Source organism: Bacillus norwichensis (assembly GCF_014836955.1).
Lineage (GTDB): Bacteria > Bacillota > Bacilli > Bacillales > Bacillaceae_C > Siminovitchia > Siminovitchia norwichensis.
In genome coordinates, this window is sequence record NZ_JACSPV010000023.1 from 39,612 (window position 1) to 61,954 (window position 22,343).

The 22,343-nt window shown below is 41.4% G+C and carries 18 protein-coding genes; 14 read left to right on the plus strand and 4 right to left on the minus strand.

Translation table 11 applies throughout. From position 1 onward, the window contains the following. The first annotated feature begins 69 nt into the window (after positions 1 to 69). Complete coding sequence (locus H9631_RS13480) at positions 70 to 1,437, plus strand: FAD-binding oxidoreductase (RefSeq protein WP_191813606.1); 1,368 nt, start codon at positions 70 to 72, stop codon at positions 1,435 to 1,437. 58 nt (positions 1,438 to 1,495) lie between these two features. Here H9631_RS13480 and gdhA read toward each other — a convergent pair whose 3' ends face one another. Beyond that, positions 1,496 to 2,872: an NADP-specific glutamate dehydrogenase gene (gene gdhA, locus H9631_RS13485; RefSeq protein ID WP_404801745.1), complete on the minus strand. Its 1,377-nt coding sequence runs from the start codon at positions 2,870 to 2,872 to the stop codon at positions 1,496 to 1,498. A 327-nt stretch (positions 2,873 to 3,199) separates the two neighbouring features. Between gdhA and H9631_RS13490 the strand changes: the two genes are divergently transcribed. The 6 genes from H9631_RS13490 (at position 3,200) to H9631_RS13515 (ending at position 10,094) form a co-directional block, all read left to right on the plus strand. Continuing rightward, the gene (locus H9631_RS13490) at positions 3,200 to 4,102 is read left to right on the plus strand and encodes a LysR family transcriptional regulator (protein WP_191813610.1); all 903 of its coding nucleotides are present in this window, start codon (positions 3,200 to 3,202) and stop codon (positions 4,100 to 4,102) included. A 124-nt stretch (positions 4,103 to 4,226) separates the two neighbouring features. Continuing rightward, the gene (locus tag H9631_RS13495; protein WP_191813612.1) at positions 4,227 to 4,913 is read left to right on the plus strand and encodes a phosphoribosylaminoimidazolesuccinocarboxamide synthase; all 687 of its coding nucleotides are present in this window, start codon (positions 4,227 to 4,229) and stop codon (positions 4,911 to 4,913) included. A 756-nt stretch (positions 4,914 to 5,669) separates the two neighbouring features. Next, entirely contained in the window at positions 5,670 to 6,449 is a 780-nt protein-coding gene (locus H9631_RS13500) for a cobalamin-binding protein (protein WP_191813613.1), read from the plus strand. A 273-nt stretch (positions 6,450 to 6,722) separates the two neighbouring features. After that, positions 6,723 to 7,760, plus strand: a complete 1,038-nt coding sequence (locus H9631_RS13505) for a SepM family pheromone-processing serine protease (RefSeq protein WP_191813615.1) — start codon at positions 6,723 to 6,725, stop codon at positions 7,758 to 7,760. Between the two features lie 13 nt (positions 7,761 to 7,773). After that, the gene (locus H9631_RS13510; protein WP_191813617.1) at positions 7,774 to 8,679 is read left to right on the plus strand and encodes a DUF1002 domain-containing protein; all 906 of its coding nucleotides are present in this window, start codon (positions 7,774 to 7,776) and stop codon (positions 8,677 to 8,679) included. Positions 8,680 to 8,711: 32 nt separating this feature from the next. Beyond that, on the plus strand, positions 8,712 to 10,094 hold the full coding sequence (locus H9631_RS13515) for a leucyl aminopeptidase family protein (RefSeq protein ID WP_225221032.1): 1,383 nt from the start codon (positions 8,712 to 8,714) through the stop codon (positions 10,092 to 10,094). A 35-nt stretch (positions 10,095 to 10,129) separates the two neighbouring features. Here H9631_RS13515 and H9631_RS13520 read toward each other — a convergent pair whose 3' ends face one another. Both H9631_RS13520 and H9631_RS13525 read right to left on the minus strand, forming a co-directional pair. Next, entirely contained in the window at positions 10,130 to 11,149 is a 1,020-nt protein-coding gene (locus tag H9631_RS13520) for a DUF1646 family protein (RefSeq protein WP_191813619.1), read from the minus strand. A 649-nt stretch (positions 11,150 to 11,798) separates the two neighbouring features. Continuing rightward, entirely contained in the window at positions 11,799 to 12,554 is a 756-nt protein-coding gene (locus H9631_RS13525) for an AAA family ATPase (protein ID WP_191813621.1), read from the minus strand. 162 nt (positions 12,555 to 12,716) lie between these two features. Between H9631_RS13525 and H9631_RS13530 the strand changes: the two genes are divergently transcribed. Both H9631_RS13530 and H9631_RS13535 read left to right on the plus strand, forming a co-directional pair. Continuing rightward, positions 12,717 to 13,652: a S66 peptidase family protein gene (locus tag H9631_RS13530; RefSeq protein ID WP_191813623.1), complete on the plus strand. Its 936-nt coding sequence runs from the start codon at positions 12,717 to 12,719 to the stop codon at positions 13,650 to 13,652. A gap of 95 nt (positions 13,653 to 13,747) precedes the next feature. Beyond that, positions 13,748 to 15,337: a bifunctional metallophosphatase/5'-nucleotidase gene (locus H9631_RS13535; protein WP_191813625.1), complete on the plus strand. Its 1,590-nt coding sequence runs from the start codon at positions 13,748 to 13,750 to the stop codon at positions 15,335 to 15,337. Here the strand turns inward: H9631_RS13535 and H9631_RS13540 are convergent. Beyond that, complete coding sequence (locus tag H9631_RS13540) at positions 15,318 to 16,121, minus strand: YihY/virulence factor BrkB family protein (protein ID WP_225221033.1); 804 nt, start codon at positions 16,119 to 16,121, stop codon at positions 15,318 to 15,320. The two genes, H9631_RS13535 and H9631_RS13540, sit on opposite strands and share 20 nt — an antisense overlap. Before the next feature lie 431 nt (positions 16,122 to 16,552). Here H9631_RS13540 and H9631_RS13545 point away from each other — a divergent pair, with 431 nt between their 5' ends. The 5 genes from H9631_RS13545 to H9631_RS13565 all read left to right on the plus strand — a co-directional run bounded on the left by H9631_RS13545 (position 16,553) and on the right by H9631_RS13565 (position 22,010). Beyond that, positions 16,553 to 17,776 carry a CynX/NimT family MFS transporter gene (locus tag H9631_RS13545; protein ID WP_191813629.1) on the plus strand — a complete coding sequence of 408 codons (1,224 nt, stop codon included), beginning with the start codon at positions 16,553 to 16,555 and terminating at the stop codon, positions 17,774 to 17,776. A 109-nt stretch (positions 17,777 to 17,885) separates the two neighbouring features. Further along, positions 17,886 to 18,068 carry an SE1832 family protein gene (locus H9631_RS13550; protein WP_191813631.1) on the plus strand — a complete coding sequence of 61 codons (183 nt, stop codon included), beginning with the start codon at positions 17,886 to 17,888 and terminating at the stop codon, positions 18,066 to 18,068. Positions 18,069 to 18,166: 98 nt separating this feature from the next. Continuing rightward, the gene (locus H9631_RS13555; RefSeq protein WP_191813633.1) at positions 18,167 to 19,261 is read left to right on the plus strand and encodes a PRK06851 family protein; all 1,095 of its coding nucleotides are present in this window, start codon (positions 18,167 to 18,169) and stop codon (positions 19,259 to 19,261) included. A 377-nt stretch (positions 19,262 to 19,638) separates the two neighbouring features. Next, entirely contained in the window at positions 19,639 to 20,826 is a 1,188-nt protein-coding gene (locus H9631_RS13560; protein WP_191813635.1) for a glycine C-acetyltransferase, read from the plus strand. 242 nt (positions 20,827 to 21,068) lie between these two features. Then, positions 21,069 to 22,010: an L-threonine 3-dehydrogenase gene (locus H9631_RS13565; protein WP_191813637.1), complete on the plus strand. Its 942-nt coding sequence runs from the start codon at positions 21,069 to 21,071 to the stop codon at positions 22,008 to 22,010. Positions 22,011 to 22,343: the final 333 nt, after the last annotated feature.

The window sequence follows — 22,343 nt, forward strand, 5'->3', positions numbered from 1 at the left end:
TTCCTCATACCGTTGAATAGTTATAATTATGATATTATTTATATAAAAGGCTAGGGGAGATGAATAGACATGGATATATACGCAGATTTGAGCACTTTGATTGGGGTAGAGAAGACGTCTGTCAATGAAACCATCATCACGAATCATAGTAAGGATGAGTCTGACCACAGAGCTGTTGATCCGGATGTCGTGGTATTTCCTGAATCCAGTGAAGATGTACAAAAAATTTTACGTTATGCCAATGAACATAAAATTCCTGTCGTTCCTTTTGGGGCTGGGTCCGGCTTGGAAGGCCAAGCAATCCCGATAAATAAGGGGATCTCCATTGACTTTGAAAGAATGAATAAAGTGATTGAAATGAGGCCCGATGATCTTGTTGTCATTGTACAGCCTGGTATTACACGCATTCAGTTGAATGAAGAGTTAAAGAAATATGGGTTATTTTTTCCGGTTGATCCTGGAGCGGATGCTACAATTGGTGGGATGGCTTCAACCAATGCGAGCGGAACCATGACTGTCCGCTATGGGGGAATGCGTGATCAAGTCTTGAACTTAAAAGTTGTGTTGGCGGACGGCAGGATAATCGAAACGGGGAGTCTAGCGAAAAAGTCTTCATCGGGATTTCATCTGAATGGTTTGTTTGTGGGATCAGAAGGAACTTTGGGCGTGTTTACAGAAATAGCCCTAAAATTGCACGGAATTCCCGAAGATACTGTTGCTGCCAGATGTTCATTCCCTTCTGCAAGCAGCTGTGTGGAAGCTGCTACGGCTATTTTGACTGCAGGAGTTCCAATGGCGCGGATGGAATTGGTCGACGCGCGAAGCATACGCCAGGCGAACGAGTACTCTGATACAGATTATCCAGTAGCCCCATCGCTATTTTTTGAATTTCATGGCAACAAAGGGGGAAACAAAGAGGATATCGAGTTTGTCCGGGCTATTGTAGAGGAAGTGGGCTGTCTTGAATTTTTATTTGAAACAGATTCGCTTAAGCGAGCGGCTCTGTGGAAGGCACGTCATGAACTGAACTATGCCTATAGACATGGAAACCCGCAATTGGCTAGCATGACAACAGACGTATGTGTCCCTATCTCAAAACTGGCTGAAAATGTTGAATTTGCAAGTGACAAGCTGGATGAATATGGATTCAAGGGAGGAGTTGTCGGACATGTAGGGGATGGCAACTTCCACACAATGATTTTGTATGACCCAGAAGTAGAAGGGGAGTTTGAAAGAGCTGTAAATTTGAATCATCAAATGGTCAGACTTGCTCTGAAATCAGGAGGTACATGCACTGGCGAGCATGGTGTAGGCTTGGGTAAAATCGATTTTCAACGAGAAGAGCACGGGGAAGCTCTGGATGTCATGAGAGCATTAAAGCATACATTGGACCCCAACCAAATTTTAAACCCCGGAAAAATTTTTCCTCGGGAGTAAAGAAAAAAGCGGTTCGATCAAATTTGATCGAACCGCTTTTTAATATATTCTACGGGGATTAAATGACCCCTTGGACAATCATAGCGTCAGCAACTTTTGTAAACCCAGCAATATTCGCGCCAGCAACAAAGTTACCGCTCAAGTCATAGCTTTCAGCAGCCTCTACGCTGCTTCGATAAATATTCACCATAATTTTCTTCAGTTCTGCGTCGACTTTTTCAAGCGGCCATGCAATCCGGGAGCTATTTTGAGCCATTTCAAGAGCTGAAACAGCTACACCGCCAGCATTGGAGGCTTTTCCTGGTGCATAGAGAACATCGTTTTGAAGAAACACTTCAGCCGCATTATGCGTTGTTGGCATGTTTGCCCCTTCTCCGACCGCTTTTACACCGTTAGCTACAAGCGTTTTTGCAGCTTTTTCGTTAAGCTCATTTTGTGTTGCACAAGGAAGTGCAATATCACATGGAATTGTCCAAATACCATCGCTTCCCTCAATGTATTTTGCATGAGGATGTTCGTTGACATATTCAGAAATCCGGCTTCTTTCCACTTCTTTCAAGTGTTTAAGTGTATCAAGGCAGATACCTTTTTCATCGTAGATGTATCCATTGGAATCGCTGCAGGCGACAACTTTGGCGCCATACTCTTGTGCTTTTTCAATCGCATAAATGGATACATTTCCAGATCCAGATACGATGACTGTTTTATCTTCGAAGCTCATACCTTTGTCTTTTAACATTTCGTCTACAAAATAAACGAGTCCGTATCCTGTTGCTTCGGTTCTACCAAGGCTTCCGCCATAGCCGATGCCTTTTCCGGTAAGAACCCCTGCATCGTAATGGCCTGCTACTTTTCTGTATTGACCAAACAAGTAGCCAATTTCCCTTGCGCCAACCCCGATATCACCAGCAGGGACATCAATGCCAGATCCGATATACTTGCTTAACTCTGTCATGAAGCTTTGTGTAAATCTCATGACTTCCCCTTCGGATTTTCCCTTCGGATCAAAATCGGCTCCACCTTTACCGCCGCCAATTGCTTGGCCTGTCAAGGCATTTTTAAACGTTTGTTCAAAACCCAAAAACTTGATAATACTTGCATTAACGGAAGGATGAAATCTAAGTCCGCCCTTGTAAGGTCCAAGAGTACCATTGAATTGTACGCGGAATCCGCGGTTAACTCTTACTTTCCCTTTATCGTCAACCCAAGGTACCCGGAATGAAATCATGCGTTCCGGTTCTACAATTCTTTCTAATATTCCGTTTTCCATATACTTTGGATTTTTAACTAATACGGGAAGAAGAGAGTGGAAGATTTCTTGGACAGCCTGGAGGAATTCAGGTTCGTTAGCATTCCGTTCTTTAACTGTATCATACACACTTTCGATATACTTTTTGGCTGTTTGGAATTTATGAGTTTCCATTTCCATAATCATTGCCATTTGTTATCACTCCCATTCACCTGTATTTGATTTTTTAAAAATTTCCACGTCCTGAAACTTGGTACAATTCATTCTATCCTTTACAATTAATCTATAGCAATACGGATTTGAGATAAATTTGATGCTTTTTTGAGATTAATCATGAGAAAAGTACAAAACGAATAGCGATGAGAAAGATTTCTAGCCACCACAATCATTTGGTTTGATCCTTCGCTGAAGGCCTCTGTGTGCAATAAAATATTACTCCAAAGGGCTTAGGGTTCAGTGGTTTAGGACATCCTGTTCGTTTGGAGCAAGACACTCGTAAAAAGGAGAATCAGGATGGAATTAAGGCAAATCCAGTATTTTATCGAAGTAGCTCATCGAGAACATATGACAGAAGCAGCAGAAGCCCTGCATGTTGCTCAATCTGCTGTCAGTCGACAGATTGTCAACTTGGAGGCAGAGATGGGAGTCGATCTGTTTATACGGGAAGGACGGAATATCCGCCTGACGCATGTTGGAAAAATGTTTTTAGAAAAAATGGAAACCGCTATGGACTTGATTTATGAGGCAAAAAGAGAGATTGAGGAACAACTGGATCCCGAACGTGGTACGGTTCGCATCGGATTTCCCAGCAGTCTTGCGGCATCGTTACTGCCAACGGTCATCTCGGCTTTTCGAAAAGAACACCCAACTGTTAATATTCAGCTTCATCAGGATTCATACCGCTATCTAGTAGAGAAGGTTGTACTAGGTGACATTGATTTGGCTTTGCTTGGACCAGTTCCTAAAAATGACCAAAGGGTGAAAAGTGAGATTTTATTTGTGGAGAAGCTAGTCGCCCTGCTGTACGCAAAGCACCCTCTGGCCACCAGAAAGTCCTTACAGTTGGATGAATTGCGAAATGATCCGTTCATTTTATCTCCTAAGGGATATATATTGCAAAATATCGTTGAAAATGCCTGTCGGCAATATGGGTTTGATCCGCAGGTTTCTTTTGAAGGAAAAGATATCGACGCTATCAAGGGGCTTGTGGCTGCTGGTCTAGGGGTCACGTTGCTTCCGGAAATCACTCTTGTGGACAGCTTGCCGCGTACAACTGTCAAAATCCCGCTTGCGGAACAGAATGTGACACGGACGGTTGGGATGATCATTCCGACAAATCGAAAGCTCATGCCGACGGAACTTCTTTTTCATAAATTCCTGAAAGAGTTTTTCCATACGCTGAGCGGTTTTCAATGAAATTCGGGACAGGATCATACCTCTCATAATATTGCAACATAATGCCCTATTTATCTTCAATGGATTTATAATATACTGTGGTATGATATGAACATAACGAAATTAACGCATGGGGGACAGCCGAATGAAATTGGTTTATGAAGGTAAAACAAAAACCGTATTTGAATTGGAAGATGGAAACTATCTATTAAAATTTAAAGATGATGTAACTGGAGAAGACGGAGTATTCGATCCAGGTGCCAATACAGTCGGTTTAACAATCGAAGGGGCAGGCAAAACAGGTCTTCGTCTTACTAAATATTTCTTTGAACTTTTAGAGCAAAAGGGAATTCCGACCCATTTCGTTAATGCAAGTATAGAGGACACAACGATGACAGTAAAGCCGGCGCAGATGTTCGGAAATGGTCTGGAAGTCATTTGCCGTTATCGCGCAGTAGGGAGCTTTCTGCGCAGATATGGTATGTATGCAGAAGAAGGCCAGGAACTGGATGGATTTGTCGAAGTGACTTTGAAGGATGATGTGCGTCAGGATCCGCCAATTAGCGAAGATGCATTGGCTATGCTTGGTATTTTGAGTCATGATGAATATCAAAGGCTGAAGGAACTGACACGGGAAATCGGTTCAATTATTAAAGCTGACCTTGAGAAAAAAGGCATTGACTTATATGATATTAAGCTCGAATTTGGAAGAGCAGGAGATAATAAAGAAATTACCTTGATTGACGAGATTTCCGGCGGCAATATGAGAGCTTACAAAAACGGAGATTACATTGAACCGTTAAAGCTTGGAGAATTAATTCTCAGCGAATAAAGAGTGTTTTAACTTCATTCAGTAGAAGTCTCCCATTTTCGTAAGTGGTGAGGTGAATGTGTATTGGTATTCTATTCAGTAGGGGTTCAAACTTTGGCTGAAAGAAGTTAAAGCCTCCGGCGGATACAACAGATTTTCAGAGGAAATATATCGAACGGAGCTCGATAAAACCTGGCCGCAAATACGCCAAGGCGCGTTTGATAAGTAAAACGTTACTGTTTAATGAAAAAATATTTGGCCCTTGTTCAGCATCACATCGCTAAACAGGGGCTTTCCTCTTTTCTGATGTTTTCCAGTTTTAACTTTATTCAGCAGAAGTCTCGGACTTGGTGAGATGGAATGTGTATTGGTATTCTATCCAGTGGGGGTCAAAACTCCGGTTGAAAGAAGGCGGATGCCATAGATTTTCAGAGGGAATTTAATCGAGCAAGCTCGATAAAACTCTGGATGCAAATACACAAGGCGAATTTGGAAAAATGGAAGAGCTGCACAATTGCGATGAATTCTACAAACAGGTCGTTGGCCTTAAAAAGATGAAAAATCATTTTTGGGGAAGGCATCAACTAATGTATTTGAAGTAAGATATAAAGAGGATACCGAACAGAATGGTACTGGAGCAGTTAAATACTTAAATTTACACTACTTAGCAGAAATTACTGCACAAGGCCGTTAGTCTATATTGTTGACAGCTGGATTTTAAGGATGTCCAATCCAAGAAAGAAACGAAGGGAATAGTTCGAAAGGAGCATCGTTGGCATGCGGATCGTTTCATTGTGTCCAAGCAATACGGAGGTTGTTGGCTATTTGGGGAAGGAAGACCTTCTGGTTGCCGTGGATGATTATTCTAATTGGCCTGAAAATATTAAAGGTTTACCAAGGATAGGTCCAGATCTTACGATTGATATGGATAAAGTCGAAGCAATGGAGCCTGACCTTGTCATTGCTTCTCTTAGCGTTCCAGGAATGGAAAAAAACATTTATGAACTGAGTAAGCGAAATCTCCCTTATATCGTTCTTAATCCTAATTCTCTAGAAGAAATTGCCTGTGATATAGAAAAGGTTGGCGAAGCCTGTGGTTTTTCTTCTTTGGGCAATGAGCGGGCGAACTATTTTAGGGAAGAAATCCGGAAAAGGAGGACTCTGGCCAAGACTAGGAAAGAAAAATTCACGATTTATTGGGAATGGTGGCCCAAACCTGTCTTTACTCCGGGAGGGCCAAATTGGCTGACGGAAATCAGTGAGCTTGCGGGAGGCCGGAATATTTTTGAATCCGAGCCTCAAGCAAATGTTCGAACGGATTGGGAGGAGGTTGCTAAAAGAAATCCTGACCATATATGCATGGTTTGGGTAGGGATTGAAGAAGACAAGGTTAGGCCGGAAATGTTAAAACAACGCCCAGGTTGGGAAAAGATGAATGCTGTTCAATACAATCGGATCCATGTTCTCGGCGATTCCCTATATTGTAGACCATCACCCAGACTATTATTAGGCTTGGATAAACTTATTGTTTCATTGTCGGGTCAATCTCCTTTATAGTAGAAATCTTTCTTGCAGGATGGCTATATTAGTAAAAGAACCATTCTCGCGGTTATGAACCGCAATTGTATGGCCCCGCAGGATATGAAGGCGGCTTAGCAATTCAACGAGGATTATCGTTAATTCCTCTGCCGCCTGGTTCGGCTCCGACAGCATGATCATCTAAATATGGACAAAAATGGCAATTCAAAAGTACAATATCAATAAATGGATGGGAATATTTAAGCATTGGGACCAACAAAAGCCGGAACGGAAAGGAACATGACATAATCCATGAAACATTATGTACAGATGACAAGAAGAAAAAGAATCATCATTATTATATGCTTAATATTCGCTGTCACCTTGTTTGTTCCTACGCCTTTTTATTTATTTCAGCCGGGTTCAGTAGAGGAACTGAGCTCGAAGGTAACGGTTGAAAAAGGGGAAAAGGTGGAGCAGGGCCATTTATATTTGACTACTGTCCTGTCAGTGAAGGCAAGTAATATTTACTATTTAGCATATGGCCTCCTTGCACCGCATACAGATATTCAGCGATCACATGCTGTTAAAGGGGACATGTCTGAAAAGGAATACAATCGTTGGCTTGCTTATTTAATGAAATCCTCTCAAGAAAATGCCATTATCGCTGGATTGACAGCGGCGGGTGAAGAAGTACAACTAATTCCCAAAGGGATGATTGTAAGGAATTTCAGCCAAAACTCAAAGGCGAAAGGAATCATTGAGACGGGAGATATTATTACGAAGGTTGACGGAAAAACAATTTATGCAACCGAAGATCTACTTGTTTATTTTAAAGGAAAAAAAGCAGGTGAAAGCATCACTGTTGTTTTTGACCGTGATGGGGAAATGAAAGAAGAGCAGGTGGAGCTGATCCTGCTTCCAGGAAAGAAGTCGCAGCCTGGGATTGGGGTTGGTTTTGAAGAATATGTTGAAGTCAAGACAGGCCGGAAGGTTAATATTCAGGCTGGAGATATAGGCGGACCTTCTGCAGGTCTAATGTTCTCCCTTGAAATATACAATCAAGCGACAGGTGAGGATATTACTAAAGGTTACGAAGTAGCTGGGACAGGTACAATTGACAAAGATGGAAATGTCGGGCAAATCGGTGGTATAACCGAGAAGATTGCAGCAGTTGATAAAGCAGGAATGGACATATTCTTTTGTCCTATGGATCTTCTTCCAGGGGATACAAATGAAAAAGAAGTAAAAGCGGAAGTTGAAAAATATGGATATGACGTTAAAATAGTACCGGTTAAAACATTGGATGAAGCAGTGAATTATTTAGATCAGCTTCATCCAAAGTCATAGGAGGGCATTCAACATGATAAAAAAAGCAAGCAAGCTGTTTTTGGCAGGCATCCTAAGTATCGGATTCATCTTTTTCGGACAGGGGCAGGCATTTGCAGAAAATGATGATGTGATTAATGAAAAGCTCGGCGTACCGATCGTTGTTTATGGTGAAACTCTTACAACTGAACAGAAAGAAGAAGTGAGAAGGCTTCTGAAAGTGGATAATCCGCAAAATGTTGATGAAATTACAGTCACGGCCAAGGATTTGGCTCGCTTAATTAATGGGAATCCAAATTCCAGAATGTTTTCGTCAGCAAAAATCACATTAAAAGATAAGGGAAACGGTTTGGTTGTAAAAATTGTAACCCCTGAAAATATTACTGAGGTTACAACTGAAATGTATGCGAACGCTCTATTAACAGCTGGGGTGGAAAATGCGAATGTTGATGTGGCGTCACCTGTTAAAGTGACAGGACACTCTGCTTTGGTTGGAATTTATAAGGCTTATGAAAGCAAGGGGGAAGTCCTTGATCAGGACCGCATGGAGGTTGCTAATGAAGAGTTGGAATTGGCAACAGAGTTGGCGGACAAAGAGGGGATGAGCGATGAGCAAGTAACGGAACTGCTGACTGAGATTAAAAAAATGATTGCAGAGCAAAACCCCGCAACGAGAGAAGATGTAGAGCAAATCGTTCAGGAGCAATTGAACAAAATGAATATTGAGCTTAGTGAGAAAGACCGTCAGTTGTTGATCGATCTTTTTGACAAAATGCGTGATTTGGATATTGATTTCGGGCAAGTGAAGCAGCAGCTTGAAGATATTTCTAAAGATATAAAAGGGAAGTTGGAAAAGGTTGTTGGCGATGAAGGATTTTGGGACGGTGTAGCGAACTTCTTCCAAAAACTATTTGATTCCATTCGCAATTTGTTTAAATAATGCTTATTTTTACAGAAGAGGAGTGAATGTGAATGAAAGCGGAGATTTTATTTTCCAACAGTAAAACAGTTCAACATGCGGCGAATATCACGGAATATATGGAAAACGGCAGTTCTCGCATCAATCCCGTATGGATTGATGGGAAGTTCTATCTGGTAATCAAGCCGTTAAATAAAAAGCAACAAACATATGAGGACATTCGCAATTTGGCTGGAGCGATCGCAAGAAATTTGAGCTCTCGGAAAGTGGATAAGGCTTATTTAAATGTGAGTGAACTATCAGATGAAGTACCTGGTCTAATAAAAGGTGAGACTGTCCGTGCTTTTGTAGAAGGATGGCATCTCGGTTCCTATCAATTTTTTACATATAAATCAAGCCAAACCCCGTTTCAAACCAAATTGGAATTGAGAGATTACGAGGGTGTTGAGCCCTTTATTCGTGAAGGGGAAATCAGGGCCGAAGCTGTGTCTTTTTCAAGAGATCTGATGAATGAGTTACCCAATGTCCTGAATCCTGAAACATTTCCAGAGGTGCTTCAGGAAGCTTTTGAGAACGAGAAAGTGAAAGTGAACATTTTCAGGAAGCCGCAATTGGAAGAAATGGAGATGCATGGGGTACTGGCTGTAAATCGGGGAAGTAAATATGACCCGTCGTTTGTTGAATTGGTTTATCGGGGAGACGAAAGTAAACCGCTTATTGCGCTTGTTGGTAAGGGAGTCACTTTTGATACGGGCGGAATCAGTTTGAAGCGTGGTCGGGATATAAGTGATATGAGGATGGACATGGGAGGAGCAGCAGCCGTTGCCGGGGCAATGAAATTATTGTCTTTGTCGGGAGCAAAAGTGAATGTAACAGCCTTGATTCCGATGGTGGAAAACATGCCAGGTAAAGAATCCCTCCTACCATCTGAAGTCGTTCGCTATAAAAACGGATTAACTGTTCAGGTGGGAAATACTGATGCAGAAGGACGGCTCATTTTGGCAGATGGTATAATTCGGGCGGGGGATCTAGGAGCGAAATACATCGTTGATATTGCAACATTAACAGGGGCGGTGGCCAATGCACTTGGTTCGAAAATTGCAGGTGTGTTTGGGGACGAAGAGCTTTCTGCTCGATTGAAGGAAATTGGTGAAAGTAACGGGGATCGAGTCTGGCCACTTCCATTAATGAACGACTATGCCCGATATCTTGACAGTGATTATGCGGATTTGTGCAACATCAGCTCAAAAGGTGAGGCTGGAGCGATTACAGCTGCACTGTTCCTGCGCCGTTTTGTATCTGAGTCAGTAAACTGGCTGCACGTCGATATGGCAGGAGTGATGGAAAGCGGCAGTGCAACTGGGTATTATCCAAAAACTGCGACAGGGTTTGGCGCCCGGCTCTTGGCAGATTTTACAGTGGAAATGTCAAAATGAAATAAAACTCCTGGAGCTTATCCAGGAGTTTTTTATTATACATAGAATATAAGAATGACGATAAAGTAAATAACCATTGCAATCAAGCCAACAGGGACCCCAAATCTTGCCCATTCCCGGCTTGTGATGTTTAATTTGCCCGCAGCAATAATGTTCGGGATATTTCCTGGGATAAGCATTCCTCCACTGATAAGCAGCCCAAGTAAAATAGAGATGAGAGTAGTATCACTCATTTGAGGACTGATTTCAGCAGCAGCCAATGTCGCATTATCCAAGATAGCGGAAATCATGTTGATCCAATATAAGATTTGAGGACTGAGTCCAAGCAAGTACTTTTCGATGAACGGTTCAAACCCCGCCCCGAGTAATGTAAGTCCCATGACGAACAGATACACTTTAAAAGCACGGATTAGAATCTCAGGATAGCTTTCGGCTTCAAGGCTAGCGGAGAGACCATCTTCTCTTCTGGCAGGATTGACAATGAACGCTGCTAGAATACCAAACAAAGTGACTGCCGGAATGACATCTGGGCCAATTAATTCAAGCAAGTAAAAGAAATCTTCATCCAGCTTGCTAACAGCAATCGTTGATAAAGGTTCACCAATCGGAGTTAAGGCAGCGCCTAGTCCGATAGAGAAACAGGCAAGAATGACAAGACGGATTTCTGATTTTCTTTCAAGACGCAATACGCTTACAATTACAACGAGAACAATTGCCGCAATAATAGCAGTAATTACACTGGAGATCAAACCGAGAACGATTACAACTAGCGCTATAAACAAACGTGATGGGATTGCACGACTCATTCCCAGAATTCCTTTTTCGATAGAGGATTGGAACCATTTAAATAACAAACCGGCAATGAGAACAGCTAGTGTAATATGTATCGGATCAACCAACGCTTTTGTAAAAAGCTCCCCGTCCAACACATGGCTGATCCAAGCAGCTAGGATACCCATAATAAATAAAAAGGCTTCCAAATTCTTTTCTACAGCACCGACAGTAAAAGGCAAGAATAAAACTAGAATTAATATAATAGTTAAACCAAGAATCATAACCCCATATCCTTTTCTATATAATTTCAACACTATTTATTATATATGAAAGGGGATAAAGAAGAAAGTAGGATAATTTTAACGATGGAGGGCTTAAAAGGAAGAAAGGAAGCTAAGTGTTTTTTGAAGAAGATAAAGGTGGAAGGCAGGTGCCCCCACTTTTCACATTTACTTGCTAGTAATCTATCAACTGGTAGAGGCCTTTCTTCGATAAGTTGACATCATCTGGCTGGAGGCGCACAGGGCGATCCCACTTTTCACTAAATGGCAATTCATTAGAAAAAACAGATCATTTTCATTCAACCCAAACGTAAAATAAATCAGGCGCATCTTATGGAATTCTATTTTAATATCTTTGCAGTAAGGTGGTGGGTAGCTTATAACTTCATTCAGCAGAAGTCTCCTATTTTTGTAAGTGGGGCGTATTGGTATTACATTCATTGGGAAGCAAACTTCGACTGAATAAAGTTAAAGCCTCTGGCTTATTCCATAGATTTTCAGAGGGGATTTATCGAGCGAGAGCTCAATGACATCTGGGCGCAAATACGCCAAGGTGAATTTGATTTTACATGTTTTTCCACATGCTTATATGAGTATATTTGCTACTTTCTTTCCTATCCTCCAACATTGGAAAAATGTATGACTACATTTATTGATTAAATAAATGAAAAAGCATACGTTCTTTATCATCGAAAAACTGCTTCATAATGCGAAAGTGTTCAGTGTTTTCAAGTGTCGTTTTTCTAATCCCATCTCTTGTGAACTCATACAATAAAGCATTAGGATACGCCATGATAATGGGAGAATGCGTGGCAATAATGAACTGGGAAGCTTGATCAACAAGTTCATTGATTCGAGACAGCATTGATAATTGTCTTAGAGGCGATAATGCAGCCTCAGGTTCATCCATAATATAAAGTCCATTCCCTTTAAAGCGATTTGTGAAAGCAGCAAAGAATGACTCTCCATGTGATTGTTCATGAAGGGAAACTCCTCCAAACTGATCAATGATACGTGGACCACACGGTTCACTGTCAAGTTCTTCAATATTTGTTGCCACATTATAGAACGATTCCGCCCGAAAGAAGAAACCGTCTTTTGGTTTTAGCACGCCTTTTATCAACCGAAGGTACTGCTCCAATTCTGAATGTGAATCGTGAGTTGAAAAATTGAAATTAAAAGAGCCGCCCTCAGGATTGAATCCAGCAGAGATGGCAATAGCTTCAATTAAAGTTGATTTTCCCATTCCATTTTCACCAACAATATAAGTTACTTGAGGATGCAGGGTAAGTTCTGTGAGTGATTCGATTGCTGGGAGGCAAAACGGATATTCAGTTTTTGATGGCATGTCATTATTCAATAACTTGATTCTCTTTATATATTGATTGGATTTATTCAACTTCATTATTATCCGCTCCAAAATCATTGTTTTTATCATCTTACCTTATACTCCATGAAAAGAAAAAATTTGATAGGAAAATTTCTTAAGATTATTTCCCTGGCAATAATCGACAACAAAAAGCTTATCAAGTCGAGAGAAATCGACATGTAGAATATTTTAATAGAGGTGAGGAAGCTGGAAATACAAAAGGTTAAGAAGCTTAGGAAAAATGATATCGTCGGATTGACCGCACCAGCAGGTCCAGTCAGTCAAGAAAAGTTGAAAAAGGCAATCGCAGCTGTGGAAGAATTGGGTTTTACTGTAATGGTAGGAGAAACATGCAGTTTGAATTATAAGGGATATTTAGCAGGAACACCTCAAAAACGTGCTTCAGAATTAAACGAAATGTTTTTTAATCAGGAGATAAAGGCAGTTTTTTGCTTGCGAGGTGGTTATGGAGCGCCCCAAATTTTGCCACTTCTTGATCGTGAATTAATTAAGAACAACCCAAAACTTTTTGTTGGATATAGTGATATCACTGCATTGCATAACTACCTTCAACAGCAATGTGGGATTCCAACAATTCATGGACCAATGCCCGCATCAGATTTAATTGATGCGGATTCTTTTACTAAAGAGAACCTTTATCAGATGTTAATCGGTCCTACTTCCATGAGGACAGTGTATAATCCCGCTGGTGAAAGGATGGAAGGAATTGTTTCTGGAAGGGCTAGCGGAATGCTCACAGGGGGAAATTTGACCCTTATCACTGCTTTAATGGGAACCCCTTATGAAATAGCTACAAAAGGAAAAATTTTATTTCTCGAAGAAATAAATGAGGAGCTCTATAAGCTGGATAGGATGATAACACAGCTTGCTTTAGGAGGGAAAATTTCCGAAGCGGAAGGAATTGTCTTAGGAACTTGGACTGGGTGCCATTTTGATTCACATTTTCTCATTAAAGACGTATTCAAAGAAATCCTCGAACCGTTCGGAAAGCCGGTATTGTTCAATTTAAGAGCAGGACATTGTAATCCAATGGTTTCCCTGCCGTTAGGTGCTTTTGTTGAAATTGATACTGACAGAGAAGAGTTTGTCATTAAAGAGGGAATTACACAGTAGGCAGAGTTCTTGCCATACGATATTTTCCAGTATAAGATATGGATAATTTCTTAATTTTCACTAATATCTTGATGGGTTAGGAGCAGGCAGGACCAATGACGACAACAAACTTGGTGATATTGCAGACAAGCGATGTTCATGGAAATATTTTTCCGATTCATTACGGAACCAATGCCTATACTGACGTTGGGTTAGGAAAGATTTCGACTCTTGTGAAAGAGGAACGGAGACAACATAATAATGTGCTACTAATTGATAATGGCGATCTCATTCAGGGAACGCCGCTGACTTATAATTATGTTCGGTCAGATGAGTATAAACATCTTCCGAACCCTATGGTGGCAGTATTAAACGAAATGAATTATGATGCCGGGGTGTTTGGGAACCATGAGTTCAATTATGGGTTGGAAAATTTAAAGGCTGCTGTAAAACAAGCAAGATACCCTTGGCTGTCAGCTAATATCATAAGCGAATCTGATCGGAAACCGTATTTTGGAAATCCCTATATGATAAAAAAATTTGCTGATGATCTGAAGGTTGCTGTATTAGGATTAACAACTCCTTATATCCCCTATTGGGAAAAACCAGAAAATATTGTGGGGTTGCAATTTGATGATCCTGTGAAAACAGCGAAAAAGTGGCTGCCGTTTTTAAAAGAAGAAGAGCAGGCTGATATTGTCGTTGTGTCATATCATGGTGGTTTTGAAAGGGATCTGGACACAGGCGAGCCAATTGAAAAAATTACCAGGGAAAATCAAGGCTATCGACTATGTATGGAGGTACCGGGGATTGATGTCCTTTTAACCGGCCATCAACACCGACAAATTTATGGGAAAGCGTTGAATGAAGTAATTGTCCTACAGTCGGGCAGTTCAGGTTCCTTTCTTGGGAAAGCTGTTTTGAACCTTGAAAAGGCTGGAGGGAAATGGAAGGTAATCAGCAGAAGTTCTGAGCTGTTATCTGTTAAAGGTGTGCCGGAGGATCTGTCTCTGCTAGATAAGGCAGAAATATACGAAAGGCATACACAGGCATGGCTGGATCAGCCAATTGGCAAAATAGAAGGGAATATGCTGGTGGAAGATGCGCAGCAAATCCGGATGAAAGATAATGCTCTTATCGAATTTATTAACAAGGTACAAATGGATGCTGCAGGAGTGGATATTTCAACCACAGCTTTGTTTGACAACGAATCTTCAGGCTTCCCAACTAATGTGACGATGCGTGATGTCGTTTCTAACTATATATATCCAAATACATTGAAAGTTGTCCGTATTTCGGGTGAAGATATAAGAGAAGCTTTAGAGAGATCTGCTTCTTATTTCATGCCATATAACGGGAAAGCAATAGAAGTGAGCCCGGCATTCACCACGCCAAAGCCCCAACATTATAATTATGATATGTGGGAAGGAATCGAGTATATTATCGATATTTCCAAGCCTGAAGGAGAAAGAGTGGTTAAACTTAAGTATCAAGGAGCACCTGTTCAGCCTGATCAATCATATGACGTGGTTATGAGCAATTACCGGGCAGGGGGCGGTGGGCAATATTTCATGTACCAAGGAAAACCTGTCTTAAAAGAAATACAAATTGATATGTCTGAGCTGATTTCCAATTATTTCCTCAGGGAAAAGACAGTAAAGGCGACGGTGAATGGCAATTGGAAAGTTATTTATGATTCGAACTGAAAAAAGAAGCATTGATCAATCCTCCAGTGAGGAGTACGGCCGCGGTCAAATAAAACCAGATCATCAGTACAATGATGCTGCCGAGTTGCCCATAGAGCTGGGAATAGTTGATATAAGACACATAATAAGAAAATCCAATTGAAGTGGCTTGCCAGCCGACTGTTGCAAAGACAGCTCCTGGAAGAACCGAGGAAAATGGGATTTTTCCACTGGGCACCAGCCTATAAACAAGAAGAAAGAAGAAAAATAAATAAATGGTGCCAATTCCCCATTTGATCAAGAACCAAGATTCATAAAAGACGGAAGGCATGTCTAGGTGAGTCGATAAAAAAACCTTTTCGACCTCTTCTCCAATTGGGACAAGAAGAGAAATACTCAGAGTACTCGTCAGGATAGCTGTTAAAAACAGATCTTTGCCCAACGCTAGGAAAAAACCTTCTTTTCTAATAATGCCATAGGCATCATTCATCGCTCGGACAAGTGATTGGACAGCCATGGATGAAATCCAGAAGGAAGCAATCAAACTGAAAGAGGCGAGCTTTGTCCTTTGTCGATCAAAGATAAGGATGACATTGTTCTCAATGAGTGCGAAGCTTCCTTTTGGCGCAAATTGCTCGATGGTGGACAGTATATCTGTGGAATGAATAGGAAAAAAGCTTAGTAAAGAAAGAACAAAGATGAGGAAAGGGAAGATGGATAACATAAAAAAGTAAGCCATTTGAGCAGATTGGTCATGGAACCGTTCTGCAAAGAAACGCTTAAAAATTTCTAAAATGAACCTCATTTCCATCCTCCCTTAAAGTAGCTACGTTCTACCTTATATTATTCCCGTACAATTAAAATTAATTTCAAATGTAGTGACAATGGTTCGTTCCACTTTTGTCAGGGCAGATTCTTTTCAAAAATTTAGAAGCCTAAGTGAACAAACTCCATTATCTATTTCTAAGCCTTGCGTTCTTACCAAATCTTCTCTAAGACCTTGTCTCTAAAATTATTCATGCGAAAGGATAATGACGCGATTTCCGAAAGAATTTGTTAAATTGTCGGCTCCACCTCTCTCTAATTTTCAGTTTAAGGGTATTTTTATAGACGACAATCGCTTTCCAGCTATTATATTTTCTTTCATATCCTCCATTTTTCATGTAAAATTGGTGCGTTACTGTCGTAATAAGTATTTTACTTTTAGAGATTTTAAAATAGATGGGATAGATTAGAATGGAATTCCAAGTGTCGTCCAAAAACTGGACAACGGCCCAAAAATTTTTTCTTATTGCTGGAATAGTATTTATTGCTTTTAATTTGCGCCCCGCCATCACTTCGGTTGGTCCGCTCGTCAGTCTGATCCGAAATGATTTGGAGCTTTCCAATGGACTGGCTGGTTTCCTAACGACTCTTCCGCTAATTGCTTTTGCGGTTTTATCTCCTTTTGCTCCAAAAATTGGACAGAGAATTGGAAACGAAATGACCATTCTTTTAGGAGTCGCTTTGATTGGCATTGGCATTGTCATCCGCTCCTCAGGAAGTGTTCCCCTTTTGTTTATTGGAACGGTTCTGGCCGGAGTCGGGATAGCGGTAGGAAATGTACTGCTCCCGGGAATTGTTAAGATGAAATTCCCTAATAGAGCAACCCTAATGACAGCAGTATACTCGACGTCGCTTGGTGTATCAGCGGCTATTGCATCAGGAATCAGCATTCCCTTAGTTGAAAACTTTGGATGGGGTTGGGAAGACTCCCTTATGACGTGGGCTTATCTGGCTTTAGTTGCATTTCTTATTTGGGCTCCACAGCTTAGAAAATCCAAAGTATCCGAAGGTAAAGTAAAGATTATTAAATACGGAAATTCTCTTCTGAAATCTCCACTTGCATGGCAAGTTGCATTTTTTATGGGATTGCAGTCTTTTATTTTTTACTGTTTGATCTCATGGCTGCCAGAAATTTTATATAGTCACGGATTTAGTCGATCTTTATCAGGCTGGCTGCTGTCCGTTGTACAGTTTGCTGGTCTGCCGGCTTCCTTCATCATTCCTGTTGTTGCAGGAAAAATGAACAATCAAAGGGGACTTGTATTGGGATTGGGAGCTGTCTACCTCATTTCTTTTACAGGATTACTATTTGGGAGTGGGCCCCTTATCTATTTATCAGTAGTTATGGTCGGGATAGCTCAAGGTGCCGGTTTCAGTCTGGCTTTGACGTTCCTCGTATTGAGGGCCAGAGATGTGATGGCTGCTTCCCGCTTGTCGGGAATGGCCCAATCTCTTGGGTATTTTCTGGCTGCTGTCGGCCCTACATTAATCGGTTACGAATTTGATCATACTCATTCATGGTTTCTGCCGATTTTGACCCTTATGATTGTTGCTATTTTTATGACTGTTTCAGGCTTTGGGGCAGGAAGAAACAAATATGTGCTAGAGGAGAAGAGTCAAAAAGCCACCAGCTAAGTGCGGAACTTCACCATGCTTTTATGCAATTTAGGTATGCAGCTGGGAGCTTCTTGTTTCTTGTTGGATAGTATTTGAAGGTGAATACGGTAAAAAAGGAGGTTTTAAAATGAAAAAGTCGGAAATCGCATATAAAATCGCGGATTTAAAAGCGGATTATGTCAGGCTTCAGCATGATTTGGAAAAGCTTGAATATGTAAAAGGAATATTACATCCTCTTGAAAAGCAGCTAATGGAAATTGAAGACGAGCTGAAAATCTTAAATAAAAAGCTTGATGAGATAAGTGATTAAAGATATCCGCCCAGTTTTCTCAAAAAAATAAGTACCATCCATTCACCCAAAGCATAGGCTGAATACAAGAATAAAGTAATAGTATTGAGGGTGACAATGTGAGCGGAAATGTCTTGCGTTATTTTGCCGGCGGTAATACAGCAAAGGGTTTCAGTCATTTGTATGATTCAAATTTGCGCGGACTGAACCGTGTCTTTATTCTGTCAGGGAAGTCTAGTTTGGAGAAAAAGATATTAATTCACAAACTGATGAATGAATGTATGGAGAAAAGTGTAAATATCGAGACCCTTCATTCCCCCAATGACCCTGATTCGTTGGAGGGAATGATTATACGGGAGCTTGGTTTCGGAATTGTGGACGGCGATTTCCCGCGTGAGATAGGTAAGGAATTTGTTGGTGACAGGTGGGAGACGATAGATTTGGACGTAATGGCCCTTTCTTCCCTGGAAGTTACAGCAAAAAAGAATATCGCACAACTAGAGGTAGAAAGAGATCGTGCTCTAGACAATGCTTATCAAGCATACGCGGCGGGGTTGAGGATCCATGATGAATGGGAGAAGCTTTATATTGAGCGAATGGACTTTTTAAAGGCGGATGAAGTGACAAATCGCCTTATTACAAACTTGTTTTTACAAGACTCCCCCCGGCAGGATCGAACAACCAGACGCCGGTTTCTCGGTGCAGCAACCCCAAAAGGTCCAGTCGATTTTGTAGATAATATTACATCTGGTTTGGAAGCGAGATATTTTTTAAAGGGGCGAGCAGGAACAGGAAAATCCACTGTTTTGAAAAAACTCGTCATGGAAGCCGAAAAAAGAGGCTATGATTTGGAGATTTATCACTGTGGGTTTGATCCTGCCAGCCTGGATATGGTTATCGTCAGAGAGCTTGGGTGGGCAGTGTTTGACAGCACCCAGCCACATGAGTATTTCCCTTCTCGCAGTGGAGATGAAGTGATTGATATGTATGAATTGGCGGTTGCCCCTGGAACTGATGAATTGTATGCGAATGAAATTGCAGAAATTGAAGGGCAATACCGGGAACAAATGGATGCTGGAAAGAACTATCTTGCTGAAGCAAAACGCATTAATGATCGGTTAGAATCAATTTATCAGGACAATTTAGATGATTCACTGATTGATGAAATCTTTTACGATATTGAAAAAGAAATCAAGCTGCTCATAAAAGACTAGAGCCTCTTCGAAAGCCGAAGAGGTTTTTTCTATTTCAGATAAGGCGATAAGAGAGGCAATTGATTTTTTTGGTTGCCCGACTCGCAATCAGTCTTTGCTTTCACTCTCATGGAAGACCTCTTTATTTTTCGATGACATAAATGCTGTCCTCTCTAAATAAACATAATATACATTATATTTAACTTCATTCAGTGGGGGTTCAAACCCTGGCTGAATAAAGATAAGCCACTGGCGGATGCCACAGATTTTGAGTGGGGCTTGATAAAATCTGGGCGCAAATACGCCATGGCGCATATTACAGTGAATCTGAGCCATTTTGGTATGTGTCTTTTTAGAAAGTACAAATAATTTATAAATTCCATGACGGAGGAGTCGATATGTCGAAAGTGCTGCAGCAATTTTTAGTGAAAAATTTGACTGAGCTTCAGAACCATGGCCTATACAATGAAATAGATACGGTTGAAACGGCGAATGGGCCTATCATCAGAATTAGTGGGAAAGAGCAAATCAATCTTTCATCCAATAATTATCTCGGTCTCGCAACGGATGAGAGATTGAAAGATGCGGCAATTGAGGCGATCGGGAAATGGGGAGTGGGCGCGGGGGCAGTTCGCCCCATTAATGGGACACTTGAAGTCCACGAAAAGCTGGAGGAGACTCTTGCCGTTTTTAAAGGGACTGAGGCTGCTATCTCTTATCAATCAGGTTTCAATTGTAATATGGCTGCTATTCCGGCAGTAATGGATCAAAATGATGCCATATTATCCGATGAGTTAAATCATGCTTCTATCATTGATGGTTGCCGTCTTTCACGGGCAAAGATCATCCGTTTCAGACATTCAGATATGGATGACTTGGTCAAGCAGGCAAAGGCTGCAAAAGAGTCAGGAAGCTACAATAAAATTATGGTGATAACCGACGGTGTCTTTTCGATGGACGGGGATATTGCCAAATTGCCGGAAATCGCCGAAATCGCTGAAAAATATCATTTAATCACATATGTTGATGACGCGCATGGCTCGGGAGTTCTTGGACATGGAGCGGGCACGGTAAAGCATTTTGGTCTTCAGGAAAAGATAGATTTTCAAATTGGTACTCTTTCAAAAGCAATCGGCGTGGTAGGCGGTTATGTTGCAGGCAAAAAAACGCTGATTGATTGGCTCAAAGTCAGATCCCGGCCATTTTTATTCTCCACTGCCGTTACCCCTTCGGATGCAGCGGCTGCAACAAAAGCGATTGAGCTGATGATGGAAAGTACGGAGCATTGCGAACGCTTATGGAAAAACGCAGATTACTTAAAAAGCAGCTTGAAGAAGCTGGGGTTTGATATTGGCTATAGTGAAACGCCTATAACGCCTTGCATCATCGGTGAGGAAAAGACAACCCAGATGTTTAGTAAGCTCCTTTTTGCAGAGGGAGTTTACGCAAAATCTATTGTGTTTCCTACTGTTCCAAAGGGAACTGGGCGTGTGCGAAATATGCCGACAGCAGCTCATACGAAGGAGATGCTGGACCGGGCGGTTTCGGCTTATGAGAAAGTAGGAAAGGAAATGAGGGTCATTTAACTTCATTCAGCAGAAGCTCGTACTTCTGTAGGTGGTGAGATGAAAGAATATTGGTATTTCAGTACAGTGGAGGTTCAAACTCCGGTTGAATGAAGTTAAAGCTTTCGGCGGATGCCACAGATTTTCAGCGGAAATGTATCGAGCGGGGCTTGATAAAATCTGGGCGTAAATACGCCAAGGTGCATTTGATCTATTCGAGGAGGTTCACAAACAGAAGATCGTTTATGCCAGGAGGCAACACAATGAAAAAGATCTTGGTGACTGGTTCCTTGGGACAGATTGGTTCAGAGCTCGTCATGAAACTGCGTCACGAGTATGGGGATAACAATGTTATTGCATCGGATATCCGCCGCCTGGACAACGAAGTGGTTGAGTCAGGCCCTTTTAAAGTGTTAGATGTTCTAGATGGCAATGAAGTATGGAAAACAGCCAAGGCATTTGAGGCAGATACGGTCATTCACCTGGCTGCATTACTTTCTGCTTCGGCGGAGACGAAGCCGCTTTGGGCATGGAACCTCAACATGGGTGGCCTTATCAATGTGCTGGAAGCAGCGCGCGAGATTGGTGTGAAAGTTTTTGTACCCAGTTCGATTGGTGCTTTCGGTTCTGAGACACCAAAGCAGCAAACACCTCAACTCACGATCCAGCGACCATCTACCATGTACGGGATTAATAAAGTTGCAGGTGAGCTTCTTTGTGATTACTATTTTCATAAATATGGAGTAGACACAAGGGGTGTTCGGTTTCCCGGGCTTGTCTCACATATGACACCTCCTGGAGGTGGTACCACAGACTATGCCGTGGAAGTCTATTATGAAGCGACTCGAAACAAAAACTATACTTGTTTTGTCGGTCCCGATACATGCTTGGATATGATGTATATGCCAGATGCTCTGAATGCCATCATACATCTGATGGAAGCCAATATTGAAAATCTTACATTTCGAAACTCCTATAATATAACAGCAATGAATATTACGCCAGAGGATATCAGTGCTGAAATTAAAAAGCATATCCCTTCGTTTGTTCTTGATTATAAAATTGACCCCATCCGGCAGGCGATAGCTGACAGTTGGCCAGACTCTTTGGATGACTCTGCCGCTAGAAGGGATTGGGGATTTAAGCCAGAATTTGGTTTGACAGAAATGACAGCTGATATGCTAGAAAAAATCAAAGATAAATAATTCGAGCCTCCTGTGTTATAGCAGGAAGGCTCTTTGTTTTGATATACTGAAACTATCTAGAAAAATGCAGAGTCTTGCTGAGTGGACCGGGGAGGCAGTACTTCAGCCACCAAGGGAAGGCGGCACATGTGATTGGATGGCCACCTCAAACCGCCACATCCCTTTGGTGGGATGTCCTATTCGTTGGCAGGCTCAGCCGGTAAAAGAAACTTCTTATTAAATAAAATTTTTCATAGCAAGTTCTATTTTCTACTTTACTCAACTTTCGCACCAACAAAATAAGTACTAATCGTTGGCTAGACTGAATCTTGAGCCTATCAATTATGTTGCTTG

What these genes read in the sequence shown, in the direction of transcription:
- H9631_RS13480 (WP_191813606.1), top strand. Translation starts at nt 70, where the DNA reads ATGGATATATACGCAGATTTGAGCACTTTGATTGGGGTAGAGAAGACG.
- gdhA (WP_404801745.1), bottom strand. Translation starts at nt 2,872, where the DNA reads ATGATTATGGAAATGGAAACTCATAAATTCCAAACAGCCAAAAAGTAT.
- H9631_RS13490 (WP_191813610.1), top strand. Translation starts at nt 3,200, where the DNA reads ATGGAATTAAGGCAAATCCAGTATTTTATCGAAGTAGCTCATCGAGAA.
- H9631_RS13495 (WP_191813612.1), top strand. Translation starts at nt 4,227, where the DNA reads ATGAAATTGGTTTATGAAGGTAAAACAAAAACCGTATTTGAATTGGAA.
- H9631_RS13500 (WP_191813613.1), top strand. Translation starts at nt 5,670, where the DNA reads ATGCGGATCGTTTCATTGTGTCCAAGCAATACGGAGGTTGTTGGCTAT.
- H9631_RS13505 (WP_191813615.1), top strand. Translation starts at nt 6,723, where the DNA reads ATGAAACATTATGTACAGATGACAAGAAGAAAAAGAATCATCATTATT.
- H9631_RS13510 (WP_191813617.1), top strand. Translation starts at nt 7,774, where the DNA reads ATGATAAAAAAAGCAAGCAAGCTGTTTTTGGCAGGCATCCTAAGTATC.
- H9631_RS13515 (WP_225221032.1), top strand. Translation starts at nt 8,712, where the DNA reads ATGAAAGCGGAGATTTTATTTTCCAACAGTAAAACAGTTCAACATGCG.
- H9631_RS13520 (WP_191813619.1), bottom strand. Translation starts at nt 11,149, where the DNA reads ATGATTCTTGGTTTAACTATTATATTAATTCTAGTTTTATTCTTGCCT.
- H9631_RS13525 (WP_191813621.1), bottom strand. Translation starts at nt 12,554, where the DNA reads ATGAAGTTGAATAAATCCAATCAATATATAAAGAGAATCAAGTTATTG.
- H9631_RS13535 (WP_191813625.1), top strand. Translation starts at nt 13,748, where the DNA reads ATGACGACAACAAACTTGGTGATATTGCAGACAAGCGATGTTCATGGA.
- H9631_RS13540 (WP_225221033.1), bottom strand. Translation starts at nt 16,121, where the DNA reads ATGAGGTTCATTTTAGAAATTTTTAAGCGTTTCTTTGCAGAACGGTTC.
- H9631_RS13545 (WP_191813629.1), top strand. Translation starts at nt 16,553, where the DNA reads ATGGAATTCCAAGTGTCGTCCAAAAACTGGACAACGGCCCAAAAATTT.
- H9631_RS13550 (WP_191813631.1), top strand. Translation starts at nt 17,886, where the DNA reads ATGAAAAAGTCGGAAATCGCATATAAAATCGCGGATTTAAAAGCGGAT.
- H9631_RS13560 (WP_191813635.1), top strand. Translation starts at nt 19,639, where the DNA reads ATGTCGAAAGTGCTGCAGCAATTTTTAGTGAAAAATTTGACTGAGCTT.
- H9631_RS13565 (WP_191813637.1), top strand. Translation starts at nt 21,069, where the DNA reads ATGAAAAAGATCTTGGTGACTGGTTCCTTGGGACAGATTGGTTCAGAG.